Below are 12,373 nucleotides of genomic sequence, written 5' to 3'. Positions count from 1 at the left end.
GCTACGGCGCGGCGTCGACCACCGCGCTCCACTCCGCGGGGTCGATGGGGAACGAGACGTGTTCGTGGGTGATCAGCCACCGGCCGTCGATCCTCTGCAGGCACACGGTCGCACGCACCCACACCGTGACGTCCCGACCGCTGCGGCGGGTGCCGCTGTCGGGATGGAGCATGTGGGCGAAGGCGACGTCGTCGCCCACGGCGATGCTCAGGTCGTGGGTCGCCAACCCGATGTCGCCCTGGTACTCGGCGAACCACCGCAGGAAGTTCTGACGGACCGCGGCGGTCCCGGTGAACCGGTGCGGCGGGATGATGTCGAAGTACACGATGTCGGGTGCGTAGACGGACATGAGCCGGTCGATGTCCCTGGCCCGAGAGGCCTCGATCCGGCTGTCCAGTACCGCCACGATGTCGGCCGGGGCGGTCTCGGCGTGCATCGCAACCACGGGTTCCTCCTCCTCTCGTGCTCGGCCGCTGATCAGGCGGCGCGGCCGGCCTTGAGCGCGGTGGCGACGTCCACTGCGCGGCGGGCCTGGTAGCGGGCCGCCTCCCGGGCGATGTCGTCGGGCGAGCCGCCGCCGGCCACGTGCGAGGCGCCGTAGGGGTTGCCGGACCGGAACTGCACCGGATCGGTGTAACCGGGCGGCACCATGATCCCGCCCCAGTGGTAGAAGACGTTGCTCAGGGACAGCAGGGTGGACTCCTGACCGCCGTGCGCGGTCGAGGACGCGGTGAACGCGGCGTACACCTTGTCGGCGAGCCGGCGCTGCTGCCACAACGGTCCGGCGGTGTCGATGAACGCCTTCAGCTGGGCGGCCGGGGTGCCGAACCGGGTGGGGGTCCCGAAGAGGACCACGTCGGCCCAGGCCAGGTCGTCCAGCGCCGCCTCCGGGACGTCGGCGGTCTCGCGCAGATGCGCACCCCACGCGGGGTTGGCGTCGATCGCGTCCGCGGGGGCCTGTTCACGCACCTTGCGCAGCCGCACCTCGGCCCCGGCCTTCTCGGCGCCCTCGGCGGCGGCTTCCGCCAAGGCGTGCACCGTGCCGGTGGCGCTGTAGTAGATGACGGCGGCCTTCACTGGCTCCATGCTCGGCTCCTCCTCCTCGCGGCTTCCCGGTCCGGCGCGGTGACGGCGGGGCCTCCTGCGTCGTGCTCGCGCGGTCCCCGGTCCGCGCCGGACCGCGTCTCGCCGGTACGACGACGCGGCGCCGCGAGATGTGAGGTGCCGTCGCGGGCCTCACATCCGGGAGCGCCATCTCGTCGGACAGTCGAGACCAGCCGTGTCCGAAGGAGTGCCGCAGCCGTGACCGAGCAGCCCAGGCCCGAAGGCGACCGTTCCGATCCGGGCCCTAGCGCGCTCATGGGCGAGCGGCGTCAGTTGATCAATGTGGCGTACCGGCTCCTCGGTTCCCTGGCCGACGCCGAGGACGTCGTCCAGGAGACCTACGCCCGCTGGTACGCCATGTCGCCCCAGCAGCAGGCCGCCATCGAATCGCCCGGCGCCTGGCTGACGAGGGTCGCCGGCCGCATCTGCCTGGATCTGCTGGGTTCGGCCCGGGCGCGGCGCGAGAGGTACGTGGGGGAGTGGATCCCGGAGCCGGTGCCGGGGGACACGCGGTGGATCAACGGGCGGTCCGGCGGCAGCGCGGGCGATCCGTCCGATCCCGCCGATCGGGTCAGCCTCGACGAGTCGATCAGCATGGCGTTCCTGGTCGTGCTCGAATCGATGACCCCGGCGGAGCGCGTCGCGTTCGTCCTCCACGACGTGTTCCGCTACTCCTTCGCCGAGGTGGCCGACGTCGTCGGACGCACCCCGGCCGCCTGTCGCCAACTGGCCGTCTCCGCCCGCCGTCACCTCCGAGCGGCCGGGGCGTTCGCGACTCCGGCGGCGCACCGCGCCGAACTGGTCCGGGACTTCAAGCGGGCCTGGAAGTCCGGGGACATCCAGGCCCTGATCGGCCTGCTGGACCCCGGCGCGACGTCCGTCGCGGACGGCGGCGGCCTGGTCAGCCTGGTGTTCGAGGCCGTCGAGGGCGCCGAGCTGATCGCCCGCGGCTTCGTCGAGGTGCTGGCCCGGGCGCCCGATCTGGACGTCCTGGAGCGCACGGTCAACGGCCAGCCCGGCCTCATCGCCCAGCGGGACGGCGTCACCGTCTCCGTGCTGGCGTTCGACGTCGCGGACGATCGGATCACCCGCATCTGGGCGGTCCGGAACCCCGACAAGCTCCGGCCCTGGACCACGGGCTGAGAGCCGCAGCCGCCCGCTGCCCGGCTGGATCACCATCGGCGTGGGCATCGGGATCGCCATGCCCACCCTCATCGGTGTCGCGACCGCCGACCTGGCCCCGGCGGACGCCGCCACGGGGAGCGCGGTGGTCAACACCGCCCGCCAGGCGGGCTACGCCCTGGGGGTCGCGGGCCTCGTGGCGATCCTCGGCAGCCGGGCGGACCTGCACGCCGGTGAGGGCTTCCAGGACGGCTGGATCTTCGTCACCGCACTGGTGCTCATCAGCGCGGTGCACGCACTGCGCATCCGGCCGCGCGGCAGCCACGACGAGGGCCGGGTGACGCAGCGATGACGACAGAGCCCGCTGCCCCAACCCCACGCCGTGGGCCGCCGCGGCGCGTGCTCCGCGGACGCGGCCCGCGTTCGGGTCGCGGTGCCATCGCCTCAGCGACGGCTGACGTGGAGCGTGGGGCGGTAGACGAGCTCCTGGATGTCGCGGTCGAGGGTCCGGTGCTCGAGCAGTTCGAGGTCGAAGTCGGCCGCACCCCCGAGGACCGGGTCGGTCCCGGTCCTGCCGGTGATCACGGGGAAGAGCGTCACCCGAACGCGGTCGACCAGGCCGGCGGCCATCAGCGCCCGGTTCAGCGACAGGCTTCCGTGCGAGCGCAGCGGCACGTCGGACTCCTGCTTGAGCCGGGCGACCACGTCGACGGCGTCACCGGTCACGACGGTCGCGTCCGGCCAGTCGAGGGGTCCTTCCAGCGTGGACGACACGACGGTGGCGGGCATGTTCCGCATCCGGGTGACCCACGGGTCGCGGACGTCGGACTCCTCGGTGCTCGCGGCCAGCATCCGCACGAACTGCCGGAACGTGGTGGCCCCGAAGACCATCCGCTGCTCGGCCTCGAACGAGGCGAGGCGGTGGTCGAGCAGCTCGGGGCCCTGCTTGCCCCAGTAGCCACCCCAGTCGCCGTCGGCGTCGCAGGAGCCGTAGCCGTCGAGGCTGGAGAAGACGTCGAACGTGTAGGTGGCGGTCATGGGAACCTCCGGTGGCCGGTCGACCGGCCCGCTGCCGGTCTCTCACCCTGGCCACGAACGGGCTCGGCACCGTTCGACACCTCGCACAGGGGAGGCCGACAGCCGATCCGCCGGGAAGGTCGTGGGAAAAGTTCCCCGGGCATGTCGAACGGTGGCGGGCCCGTTCGTGGCCAGGGTGGGAGAGCGGCAACCGGGCCGGTCCCCACACCCCCGGGAGGTCCCCGTGTCCACCACCGTTACCGCCACCCACGCCCCCGCGACGACCTCGACCGTCGGCTCGCTGCTGCTGACCGGCTCGGTCGCCACCGCGGCCGCCGCGGCCGCCACCGCGCTGGTGGCCGTGGCCGGCCAGGCGGTCGGCGTCAGTCTCGAGGTGTCCGGCGCGCCCATCCCGGCCTCCGGTTTCGCGGTGCTGACGGTGATCTTCTCCGTCGTCGGGCTGGTGCTCGCCACCGCGCTGCGGCGGTTCGCCCGGCGCCCGCGCACCGCGTGGATCCGCACCACCGTCGCGCTGACCGCGCTGTCGTTCGTGCCCGACGTGCTCGCCGACGCCGCCGTGTCCACGAAGGTGCTGCTGATGCTGACCCACGTCGTGGCGGCTGCCATCGTGATCCCCGCCGTCGCCCGGCGCCTGTCCTGACGTCCGACCACGGAGGAGCGATCGACATGCGGTACCTGCTGGCCGTCCAGAACGACGAGAGCGTGCCCCTGCCGACCGGCGCGGACTGGGACGCGTCCCTGAGCCGGGTCGAGGCGGTGAACGAGGAGATGCGGGCGGAGGGGGTCTGGGTCTTCGCCGGCGGTCTGCGGTCCTCCGAGAGCTCCACGGTCGTCCGCGTCCAGAACGGCACCACCACCATGACCGACGGGCCGTTCGCCGAGACGAAGGAGCAGCTCGGCGGGTTCTGGGTGATCGAGGTCGCCGACCTCGACGCGGCGCTGGCCTGGGCCGAGAAGTGCGCGGCGGCGTGCTGGGGCCCGATCGAGGTGCGGCCCTTCGACGAGCTGAGCCAGGACTGACCGGCGCATGGACGTCGGCAGCGTCTACCGGGCCGAGTACGGCCGCTGCGTCGCCACCCTGACCCGCCTCCTCGGCGACATCGGGCTCGCCGAGGAGGCCGTCCAGGACGCGTTCGCGGTGGCGGTGGCGAAGTGGGCCGAGCCGGGAGGGGGAGGGCTGCCCCCGAACCCGGGCGGGTGGATCGTCACCACCGCCCGGAACCGGGCGATCGACCGGATCCGCCGCGAGTCCACCCGCGAGGCCCGCCACGCCCAGGCACTGCTGCTGCACCAACCCGAAGGGACGGAGGAGGAGGTGGGACCGGTGCGCGACGACCAGCTGCGGCTGATCTTCACCTGCTGCCACCCGGCGCTCTCCCCGCTGGCGCAGACCGCGCTCACCCTGCGCCTGCTCGGCGGGCTGGAGGTGCCCGAGATCGCCCGCGCCTACCTGGTGCCGGAGGCGACGATCTCCCAGCGCATCGTGCGGGCCAAGAAGAAGATCCGCGACGCCGCCATCCCGTACCGGGTGCCCGGCGAGGCGGAGCTGCCCGACCGGCTGCCGCCGGTGCTGGCCGTGCTGTACCTGATCTTCAACGAGGGCTACGCGGCGTCGACGGGCACGCTGCTGCGGACCGATCTGTCCCGCGAAGCCGTCCGGCTGGCCCGCGCGCTCGCCGACCTGATGCCCGACGAGCCCGAGGCGCTCGGGCTGCTCGCGCTGCTGCTGCTCACCGAGGCCCGCCGGCCCGCCCGGGTGGGTCCCTCCGGCGAGCTGGTGACGCTCGCCGAGCAGGACCGCACGCGCTGGGACGCGGAGCTGATCGCCGAGGGGCACGCGCTGGTCCGGCGCTGCCTGCGCCGCGACCGCCCGGGCCCGTACCAGATCCAGGCGGCCATCAACGCCGTGCACACCGACGGACCGGCCACCGACTGGCCGCAGGTGCTGGCCCTCTACGACCAGCTGCGGCAGCACACCCCGACGCCGATCGTGGCGCTCAACCGGGCCGTCGCCGTCGCCGAGGTGCACGGGCCCGCCGCCGCGCTCGCCATCGTCGAGCAGCTGGACATCCCGGGCTACCACCTGCTGCCCGCCACCCGCGCCGATCTGCTGGCCCGGCTCGGCCGCGCCGAGGAGGCCCGCGCCGCCTACGACGAGGCCGTCGCCCTGGCCGGCAACGACACCGAGCGGGCGTTCCTGCGGGACCGCCGCGCCCGCCTCGCCCCCTGAACCCCGGCGGGGGCTCCGGGCTCACGCCGGGGCGCGCGCCGGTGTCGCCGCCTGCTCCACGGCCGGCCGGAAGTGCGGCATGACCTCGGTGGCGAACAGCTCGGTGTTGCGCCGCGTCATCCCGGCCGACATGTCGCCGATGGGGATCATGAGCGTCAGCTGGCCGAAGCCGAGCTCGTCGCGCAGCTCCCCGATGCGGTTGCGCACCGCGTCGGGGCCGCCCACGATCACCATTCCCTGCTCGACCAGCTCGTCGTAGCTGAGCCCGGAGAACCCCTTCTGGCCCGCGGCCAGCATGCTGCGCAGGCCGTTCGCCGACACGTACCCGGGCGGGGAGACCAGCTCGACGCCCTGGCGCAGGCCGCGGTGGAACAGCCACTCGACGTGCTGCCTGGCCTCCCGGTGGGCGGCGGCGTCGGACTCGCCGATGAACAGCGGGGTGGCGAAGGCCAGCTTCTCCGGCTCGGGCTGGTAGCCGAGGTCCGCGGCGGCCTTGCGGTAGCCGTCGAACCAGGTCTTGACGATGCGGACCGGGGCGTAGACCGAGGTGTAGACGTAGTGGTTCTCCGCCACCCAGCGCATCGTCTCCGGGCTGCCCGCGCCGGGGACCGCGATCGGCGGGTGCGGGGACTGCAGCGGCCGGGGCCAGATGTTGACGTAGCGGTACTCGTAGTGCTCGCCGATCCACTCGAACGGGCCCTCGGTGGTCCACGCCTTCTTGATCAGGTCGTGGGCCTCGTTGAAGCGCGAGCGCGACTCGGCCGGGCTGACGCTGTGCGCGAAGTGCTCCCAGCCGATGCCGCGGACGAACCCGGACACCAGCCGGCCGCGGGTGAGGTGGTCGAGCATCGCGACCTCCTCGGCCACCCGCAGCGGGTTGCCGCGCAGCGGGATGGCGTTGCCCAGCACCAGGATCTTCGACCGGCTGGTCCGGCGGGCGAGCGCGGCGGCCATGATGTTCGGCGAGGGCATCAGGCCGTAGGCCGACTGGTGGTGCTCGTTGACCACGATCCCGTCGTAGCCGAGCTGGTCGGCGTACTCCAGCTCGTCGAGGTAGCGGTGGTAGAGGTCCACGCCCTTGGCCGGGTCGAAGTGCCGGTTGGAGAACGTCAGCGACGGCGACGGGTACTTCTCGGCGTCGTCGAAGTCGTCGGGCAGGTAGGGGTAGGGCATGAGGTGGAAGAAGTTGAACTGCATGTCCGGGACCCGCTTCCGCTTCAGTCGGCCAGGAACGTGGTGACGGCGTCGGCGACCGCGGCGGGCTGCTCGCCGTAGAGCGCGTGCCCGCAGTCCGGGACGACGACGAGCTCGGCGTTCGGGATCGCCGCGGCGTAGCGCTCGCAGTGCACGCGGGGCACGATCCGGTCCTCGCCCGCGGCGACGACCCGGGTCGGTGCCGTGATCCGGTGCAGGCGCCGCTCGAGCTTGGGGTTGTTCAGGAACGGCCGCCAGCCGAACCGGGCGAGCGCGCCCAGGTCGCGCTGGGTCGCCACGATCTGGTCGAGCGTCGGCTCCACCGACAGCGCGGCCTCGACCAGGGCCTGGTCGTGGAACAGGGCCCGCACCAGCTTCGGCGGCGTCATCAGGAACAGGTCGGCGACCATCGCCTCGGGCACCCGCAGCCCGACCGGTCCGAGCAGCACGAGCTTGCGGAAGCGCTCCGGGGAGTGCACGGCCAGCTCCGCGGCGACCCACCCGCCGAAGGAGGCGCCGACCAGGTCGACCTGCTCCAGCTCGAAGTGGTCGAGCAGGTCGAGGTAGTGGTAGACGAGGTCGTCGACGGTGGTGAGCTCGGGGAGGTCGGCGGAGGCGCCGAACCCCGGGTGGTCCGGGGCGATCAGGTCCATGCGCTCACTGAGCAGCTGGTGGAAGGGGTTCCACTCGCCCGCTCCACCGGCGGCGTGCAGGAACAGCGTGGGGCGACCTTGGCCGGCCCGGAAGTAGCTGATCCAGCCGCTGCCCACGCTCAGGCTCTGCGCGGCGATCGCGGCGGGTTCGACTGCCTGGGACATGCGTCCTCCTGTCGGGAGACCTGGCGCGTGCGCCGACGCTATGCCGACGCCGCGATCACCGGCGAGCCGCTTCCTGCACGCGTGCTGGCCGATTCCTGCAGGGGAGGGGGCGCTTGACTTCACCCACCCTCGCCCGGAAGCTGGCCATGCGGACCGTTGTCCGCTGTGCGGTCAGGGCGCGGTGGACGAGCCTCCCGGAGTCGACGATGACAACGGCGCAGTTGCCCGACGAGTCGGACTACCGCGTCGGCGCACCCCTGGGCTTCACCTCGACCGACCCGGACGAGGTCGAGGTGCGCACCGAGGCGCTCCTGCAGTGCGACCACCGGATGACGCTGCTCGGGGGCGGCCCGGACTTCGCCGCCCGCATCGGGTACCGCTCCGTCGACGGCTTCAGCGTGATGGCCTCGACCTACGCCCGACCCGTCGAGATCGTCTGCCTGCCGCCGATCCCCTGGGTGACCCTCAGCGTCATCTCCGGTGGGCGCGCCCTGTTCACGGGGGCCCACGGGGAGGACACGGTGGTGGCCGCCGACCGCGCCGCGGTGCTCGCCTACGACTGCGGGGTGCGGATGCGCTGGGAGCCCCGGGTCAGCCAGTTCATGATCGCGGTGTCGAAGAGCCGGATCGAGCGGTTCCTGCAGCGGCTGCTGCAGGAGCCGCTGCGCGAGCCGCTGCGGTTCGACACCGCCGTGGACCTCGGCGGTGACGGGCGGGGCATCGCGGGCTCGGTGAGCGCGATCCGCCGGGTGCTGGCCCGGTACGGCCCGGCCGGGCCGCCTCCGGTGCTGATCGCGGAGCTCGAGCACAGCCTGCTGAGCGCGTTGCTGTTCGGGCAGCGCCACAACTACAGCGACGCGATGCTGAGCCCGTCGCCGCCGCCGTCGGCACGCGTGGTGGCGCGGGTGCTGGAGCTGCTGGAGTCGGCGTGGGACGCCCCGCTCAGCATCGCCGACCTGGCCGAGTTCGCCGGCGTGAGCCAGCGCTCGCTGCACGCGGCGTTCCACCGCCAGCTCGGGGTGTCGCCGATGGCCTACGTGCGGCGCCGCCGCCTGCAGCGGGCCCGCGAGGAGCTGCTGAGCGCCGCGCCGACGGGCACGACGACGGTGACCTACGTCGCCCTGCGCAACGGGTTCGCGCACGGCGGGCGGTTCGCGGCCGCGTACCGGCGGACCTTCGGCGAGTCGCCGTCGGACACGCTGCGGCGCGGGGCCGCCACCGGAGCGGGCTGAGCCTCACCGGTTCCGCTCGGCCAGCCGGGCCTTCCCGGCGATCTCGTACAGCTCGTCGGAGATGTAGGCGTGCTGCGCGGCGGCCGTCAGGTTCCGCAGGTGGCGCTGCAGGGGGTGGCTGAGCGCGAGCGCCCGGCCGCCGGCGTAGCGGATGATCTTCACGACGACGTCGACGCACTCCTCGACGACGTGCGTGTGCTGCGCGCGGACGGCGGCGACGTCGGCGGCGCCGAGCGGCTCCCCGCCCGTCGTCGCCGCCCAGACCCGCTCGACGGCGTCGCGGTAGAGCAGCCGGGCGGCGCGCAGCCGGCACTCGCAGTGCGCGATGTCCTTCTGGAACGCGGCCCGCTCGCTCAGGGCGGGTCCGCCGGGCAGCCGCGCGGTCCGGCCGGCGAGCTCGTACATGTCGTCGATCGCGCGCCGGGCGATCCCGACGGTCACCGGGGCGAGCTCGTTGGACACGAAGAGGTCCACCGGCTGGCGGTAGATGCCCCCGCCCCGCCGCGGGCGGGCGCCGCCGCTCCAGTCCAGCGCCCGCCGGGCCGGGACGAACACCTCGGCCACCGAGACGTCGCAGCTGCCGGTGCCCTGCAGGCCGGCGACGTGCCAGTTGTCGTGCACCGTCGTCTCGGACTTCGGCACGACGACCACCACCATCTCGCCGGGGGCGCCCTCGACCGCGCACCCGGCCAGCAGCCAGCCCGAGTGCAGGATGCCGCTGCAGAAGCCCCAGCGCCCGGTCACGGTGTACCCGCCCGGCACCGGGACGGCCGTGCCCCGCGGCGTGATCTGACCGGCGAGGACGGGCGGGTCGTCGGCGCTGCCGAAGACCTCGGCGACACCGTCGTCGGGCAGCCAGCCGCCGGCGATGCCGGTGCACCCGTTGCCGACCATCGCCGCCCACCCGGCCGACGCGTCGTAGTAGGCGATCTCCTCCAGGACGTCGCAGAACTCGAGCGGGTCGAGCTCGGCACCACCCAGGCCGACCGGGGTCTTGAGCCAGAACAGGCGCGATTCCCGCAGCAGCGCGACGACATCGGCGGGCAGCGTCCGCTCGAGCTCGGCCTGCCGCGCCGCGCCCTCGAACCGCTCGCGGTGCCGTCGGACCGCGGCGAGGAGGTCCTCCGCGCTCCGGGTGTGCGAGGACGCGAGCACGTCGGTCATCTCCTGGCCTCCCTGGATCGCCGGCCCTGCCCTGCCGGCCCGACCCTCGCGGCCGGACGGGCCAGCGACAAGCCGATCCCTGCACGGAGCGGCTGCAGCTTCCGGACAGGCGCGCGGCCGGGCCCGCGTGGCGCACCGCGCTCACGGGGTGGTGGTGGCGTCTCCCGCCCGACGTCCTCCGGTCGTCGGTGCGGTGGTCGGGGGGCGCCGGGGTCCGCGGGCGACGACGTAGGCGAACAGGATCGCCATGACCGCGACCCCGGCCCACATGGCCTGCTGCCAGCCGTGGACGAACGACTCCTGGGCGGTGCGCAGCAGGGGGCCGGCTGCGGGGCCTGCGGCGTCCGCGGCTGCGGTGGCGTTGGCGATGCCGTCGCGGGCGGTGTCGGCGATGTCGTCCGGGACGCCGTCGAGCCGGGGATCGATGGCGCCGCGGTACCCGGCGGACAGGACCGCGCCGAGCAGGGCGACGCCCAGGGCGGTGCCGAACTCGCGGGTGATGTCGTTGAGCGCGGAGGCGATGCCCTGGCGTTCGCGGGGCAGGGCCGCGGTGATGGCCTCGGTGGAGGGAGTCATGGCCAGGCCCATGCCCAGGCCCATGGCGAGCATCCCGGGTAGGACGGTGGGGTAGCCGCCGTCGACGGAGACGGTGCCGGCGATGAGGGCCAGGCCCGCGCCGGCCAGGAGGATCCCGCCGGCCATCGTGGCCAGGATGCCGACGCGGGCGCTCAGCCGGGGCGCGAGGCCGGAGGCGGCCATCATCAGCAGGGCCATCGGCAGCAGCGCCAGGGTGGACAGCAGCCCGGACCAGCCGAGCACCACCTGGAAGTACAGGTACACGACCACGAAGATCCCGGCCTGCACGCCGAACACCGCGAGGATCGTCGCCGAGCCGCTGGCCAGGCCCCGGTCGCGGAACAGCCGGACGTCGAGCAGCGGGGCCGGTCGGCGCAGCTCCCATGCCACGAACCCGACGGCGGCGGCGACGCCGACGAGCAGGGTCAGCAGGGTCGGCGGGGCGGTCCAGCCCTGTTCGGGACCCTCGTGCAGGACGAGGATGAGCGCGACCACGGCGAGCGCGGAGGTCAGCGACCCGACGACGTCGAACCCGTGCCCGGACACCTCGCGGGAGTCCGGGACGCTCCGCAGCGTCATCGCGACGGCCGCGACGACGAGCACGACGGGCAGGGCGAACAGCCACCGCCAGTCCGCGACGTCGACCAGCAGGGCCGAGAGGTACATCCCCAGCAGGCCCCCGCCGCCGGCGACGGCGGTCCACACCCCGATGCCGCGCGAACGCTCCTCGGCGGGGAAGGTCGACGTGATCACCGCGAGGGTGATGGGCATGATCATCGCCGCGGCCGCGCCGCTGACCACGCGGGCGCCCAGCATGACCTCGGCCGTCGGGGCCAGACCGGCCGCCGCGTTGGACAGCCCGAACAGGACCAGGCCGCTGAGCAGCACCGGGCGGCGGCCCCACCGGTCGCCGACCGCGCCGAGCGGGAGCAGGAGCGCGGCGAGGGTGAGGGTGTAGCTGTTGATGATCCACAGGACGGTGCTCTGCGACGCACCGAACGCGAGGGCGATCTGCGGCTGGGCGACGTTCAGGCCGTTCACCGACGCGATGACCGCCATGAGCGCGATGCACACCGCGACCAGGACGGCCCGCCGCCGGCGGGGGTCGTGGATCAACGGGTCGGCGGCGTCCAGCTGCGGAGACGGGTTCGTGCTCATGGTGTCCTTCTGGGTCGGCATGGCGTTACCGGCACCGGAGCAGGGGCGCCGCGGTGCCGGGTGTGATGGGGCGGGTCGGGCGGCGCGGCCGGCCCGACCTGGCGTCGACGCTACGGAGATCGTGCGTGGATGGCATAGGATCTTGCTTATGAAGCAAGACGATGGTGAGCTGGACGGCCTCGTGCGCAACCGCCTCCGCGCGCTGCGAGTGGCGCAGGGCTGGTCGCTGGACGCCCTTGCCGCCCGGGCCGGGATCAGCCCGTCCACCTTGAGCCGGATCGAGACCGGGCAGCGCCGCCTCGCCCTGGACCAGCTGGTCACCCTGGCCCGCGCCCTGGACACCTCGCTGGACCAGCTGGTCGAGACGAGCACCGAGGACGTCGTCGGCAACCCCGTCCACGACGCGGTCCGCCAGACGATGCGCTGGACCGTCCGCGGGGACCCCGACATCACCGTCGTCCGCCAGCGCATGGTGGACTCGCCCCCGGCCGATCCCGGCCGTCTGCGCGCCCACCCGGGCCGGGAGTGGCTGGTCGTGCTGTCGGGCGCGGCGATCCTCCTGCTGGGCAACCGCCGCCTGCGCGTGGAGACCAACCAGTCCGCGGAGTTCCCCACGATGCTCCCGCACGCCATCGGCACCGCCGGCGGACCGACCGAGATCCTCGGGATCTTCGACCGCGACGCCCGCCGAGGCCATCAGGGCCGCGACGAACCCCGGCCGGCCCGGTGATCCGCGC

14 protein-coding genes are annotated in these 12,373 nt (G+C 73.7%); 7 read left to right on the top strand and 7 right to left on the bottom strand.

Features of this window, described 5'->3' with window-relative positions; genetic code table 11:
- Position 1: 1 nt before the first annotated feature.
- Together KDL28_RS15530 and wrbA are read right to left on the bottom strand one after the other, a co-directional pair.
- Positions 2–436: a YybH family protein gene (locus KDL28_RS15530; RefSeq protein WP_252439242.1), complete on the bottom strand. Its 435-nt coding sequence runs from the start codon at positions 434–436 to the stop codon at positions 2–4.
- Positions 437–477: 41 nt separating this feature from the next.
- Positions 478–1,086 (bottom strand): NAD(P)H:quinone oxidoreductase, encoded by a 609-nt coding sequence (wrbA, locus tag KDL28_RS15525; RefSeq protein ID WP_252439154.1) that lies wholly within the window; start codon positions 1,084–1,086, stop codon positions 478–480.
- Between the two features lie 273 nt (positions 1,087–1,359).
- On the opposite strand from wrbA, the gene sigJ reads away from it, so the two are divergent.
- Positions 1,360–2,247, top strand: coding sequence for an RNA polymerase sigma factor SigJ (gene sigJ / locus KDL28_RS15520; RefSeq protein ID WP_252439152.1), 888 nt, complete (start codon positions 1,360–1,362; stop codon positions 2,245–2,247).
- A gap of 40 nt (positions 2,248–2,287) precedes the next feature.
- A complete protein-coding gene (locus KDL28_RS15515) occupies positions 2,288–2,578 on the top strand; it encodes an MFS transporter (RefSeq protein ID WP_252439150.1) in 291 nt (96 codons plus the stop codon).
- 92 nt (positions 2,579–2,670) lie between these two features.
- Here KDL28_RS15515 and KDL28_RS15510 read toward each other — a convergent pair whose 3' ends face one another.
- Entirely contained in the window at positions 2,671–3,264 is a 594-nt protein-coding gene (locus tag KDL28_RS15510; RefSeq protein WP_252439148.1) for a dihydrofolate reductase family protein, read from the bottom strand.
- A 223-nt stretch (positions 3,265–3,487) separates the two neighbouring features.
- Here KDL28_RS15510 and KDL28_RS15505 point away from each other — a divergent pair, with 223 nt between their 5' ends.
- Genes KDL28_RS15505 through KDL28_RS15495 form a run of 3 tightly spaced genes read left to right on the top strand, consistent with a single transcriptional unit; the run spans position 3,488 to position 5,494 of the window.
- The gene (locus KDL28_RS15505) at positions 3,488–3,904 is read left to right on the top strand and encodes a DUF6069 family protein (RefSeq protein WP_252439146.1); all 417 of its coding nucleotides are present in this window, start codon (positions 3,488–3,490) and stop codon (positions 3,902–3,904) included.
- A 26-nt stretch (positions 3,905–3,930) separates the two neighbouring features.
- Positions 3,931–4,284 carry a YciI family protein gene (locus KDL28_RS15500; RefSeq protein ID WP_252439144.1) on the top strand — a complete coding sequence of 118 codons (354 nt, stop codon included), beginning with the start codon at positions 3,931–3,933 and terminating at the stop codon, positions 4,282–4,284.
- Between the two features lie 7 nt (positions 4,285–4,291).
- Positions 4,292–5,494, top strand: a complete 1,203-nt coding sequence (locus KDL28_RS15495; RefSeq protein ID WP_252439142.1) for an RNA polymerase sigma factor — start codon at positions 4,292–4,294, stop codon at positions 5,492–5,494.
- Positions 5,495–5,515: 21 nt separating this feature from the next.
- Here the strand turns inward: KDL28_RS15495 and KDL28_RS15490 are convergent, their stop codons facing one another.
- Positions 5,516–6,691, bottom strand: coding sequence for an LLM class flavin-dependent oxidoreductase (locus tag KDL28_RS15490; protein ID WP_252439140.1), 1,176 nt, complete (start codon positions 6,689–6,691; stop codon positions 5,516–5,518).
- A 20-nt stretch (positions 6,692–6,711) separates the two neighbouring features.
- Positions 6,712–7,506, bottom strand: a complete 795-nt coding sequence (locus KDL28_RS15485; protein WP_252439138.1) for an alpha/beta fold hydrolase — start codon at positions 7,504–7,506, stop codon at positions 6,712–6,714.
- Between the two features lie 206 nt (positions 7,507–7,712).
- On the opposite strand from KDL28_RS15485, the gene KDL28_RS15480 reads away from it, so the two are divergent.
- A complete protein-coding gene (locus KDL28_RS15480; RefSeq protein ID WP_252439136.1) occupies positions 7,713–8,738 on the top strand; it encodes an AraC family transcriptional regulator in 1,026 nt (341 codons plus the stop codon).
- 3 nt (positions 8,739–8,741) lie between these two features.
- Here the strand turns inward: KDL28_RS15480 and KDL28_RS15475 are convergent, their stop codons facing one another.
- Both KDL28_RS15475 and KDL28_RS15470 read right to left on the bottom strand, forming a co-directional pair.
- Entirely contained in the window at positions 8,742–9,902 is a 1,161-nt protein-coding gene (locus tag KDL28_RS15475) for an acyl-CoA dehydrogenase family protein (protein WP_252439134.1), read from the bottom strand.
- Positions 9,903–10,043: 141 nt separating this feature from the next.
- A complete protein-coding gene (locus KDL28_RS15470; protein ID WP_252439132.1) occupies positions 10,044–11,636 on the bottom strand; it encodes an MFS transporter in 1,593 nt (530 codons plus the stop codon).
- Between the two features lie 148 nt (positions 11,637–11,784).
- Here KDL28_RS15470 and KDL28_RS15465 point away from each other — a divergent pair, with 148 nt between their 5' ends.
- Entirely contained in the window at positions 11,785–12,366 is a 582-nt protein-coding gene (locus KDL28_RS15465; RefSeq protein WP_252439130.1) for a helix-turn-helix domain-containing protein, read from the top strand.
- The last annotated feature ends 7 nt before the right edge of the window (positions 12,367–12,373 follow it).

The sequence above is a fragment of the Pseudonocardia humida genome, assembly GCF_023898865.1.
GTDB classification, from domain to species: Bacteria; Actinomycetota; Actinomycetes; order Mycobacteriales; family Pseudonocardiaceae; genus Pseudonocardia; species Pseudonocardia humida.
This window is presented reverse-complemented; position numbering and strand designations above follow the sequence as displayed.